This window comes from Mycobacterium sp. NGS33, assembly GCF_059812885.1.
The window spans coordinates 1-1,459 of sequence record NZ_JCALDN010000035.1 but is presented as its reverse complement, the minus strand read 5'-3'; the positions used below and the strand labels follow the sequence as shown (position 1 = coordinate 1,459).

The following is a 1,459-nucleotide window of genomic DNA, read 5'->3' as shown; positions in this document are numbered from 1 at the left end:
AAGGAGATTCTCAATGACGTTGTCAAGCCGCCGCAGTAGTGGTTGCGGGTTGGTAGACAGCGTGGTCGCGCAGCATGGCCCACAGGACGTTGAGGCGCCGGCGGGCCAGGGCGAGGATGGATTGGGTGTGGGTTTTGCCTTCGGCTCTTTTGCGGTTGTAGTAGGTCCGGGATGCGGGGTCGGTGCGGATGGCGATTTGGGCGGACAGGTAACAGGCCCGCAGCAGTCGTCGGTCGTAGCGGCGGGGGCGTTTGAGATTGCCGCTGATGCGCCCGGAATCCCGCGGTACCGGGGCCAGCCCGGAAACGCCGGCAAGACGATCGACGGAGTCGAAAGCGCTCATGTCGCCGCCGGTGGCGGCGAGGAACTCGGCGCCGAGCACGACGCCGAAGCCGGGCATGCTCAGGAGGATCTCGGCGTGGCGGTGGCGGCGAAATCGGTCCTCGATCATCGTTTCGGTTTCTTCGATTTCGGTGTCGAGGGTCATCACCTCCTTAGCCAGGCGGGCGACCATAGCGGCGGCGAGGTTTTGGCCGGGCACGGTGGTGTGCTGGGCGTTGGCGGCCTCGATAGCCATGGCTGCGACAGCAGACGCGTTGCGCGCCTTGCGTTTACGCAGCCACGCTGTCAGGCGGGCAGCACCGGCACGACGCAGCCCGTCGGGGGTTTGGTAGCCGGTCAACAGGATCAGCGCGGCCTTGCTGGCGCTGTAATCGAAGCCGCGTTCCAGGGCGGGGAAGTACTCGAGCAGCTGGGCGCGCAGCCGGTTGATCACCCGGGTGCGATCGGCGACCAGGTCGGTGCGCCGAGCGGTCAGGATGCGCAGCTCAACCGCGATGTCATCACCAGCTCGCAGCGGCTGCAGGTCGCGGCGCATCCGAGCTTGGTCGGCGATGACGGCGGCGTCCTTGGCGTCGCTTTTGCCGTCGCCACGGTAGCCGGCCGAGGCGTGGTAGATGGTGCGGCCGGGGATGTAGAGCAGCCGCTGCTCGGCGGCGATGAGCAAGGTGATCAGCAGCGCGGCACCACCGGCGTTCAGGTCGATCGCCCAGGTAACTTCACCGCCGTCGGATTGCGCCGCTACTGCGTCGATCAGCTCCAGCAGTGCGGTTTCGTCGTTGGCCACCCGTTGCGACAGCAGTCGGTGACCCTCCGCATCGATAGCCACGCAATGGTGGTCGGACTTTCCGGCATCGACGCCGGCCCAGACCTGTTGGCTCACAGCCACCTCCGTGATCGTTGGCATCCCTATCAACCCAGCAGACGACCACGCCGGCGTGTCCTTACACAGCGATCAAATCGCATCTCTCAATTAGCGGTCGAGTCGTCGCGGGACGTCGGGCGGCCAATCTCCTTCGGCCATAAAACACCGCAAACGCATGAAAGCCATACCCGACGTCCCTGGGCAGTTCGAAGCCTACGGCCGAGGGCAACAACCACCCTCCAAGAAAGGTAAGGA

1 protein-coding gene is annotated in these 1,459 nt (G+C 65.4%); it reads right to left on the bottom strand.

The features are described from left to right. Nucleotides 1–22: 22 nt before the first annotated feature. Nucleotides 23–1,246: an IS110 family RNA-guided transposase gene (locus AC5Y5B_RS25180; protein WP_112635873.1), complete on the bottom strand. Its 1,224-nt coding sequence runs from the start codon at nt 1,244–1,246 to the stop codon at nt 23–25. Nucleotides 1,247–1,459 lie beyond the last annotated feature (213 nt).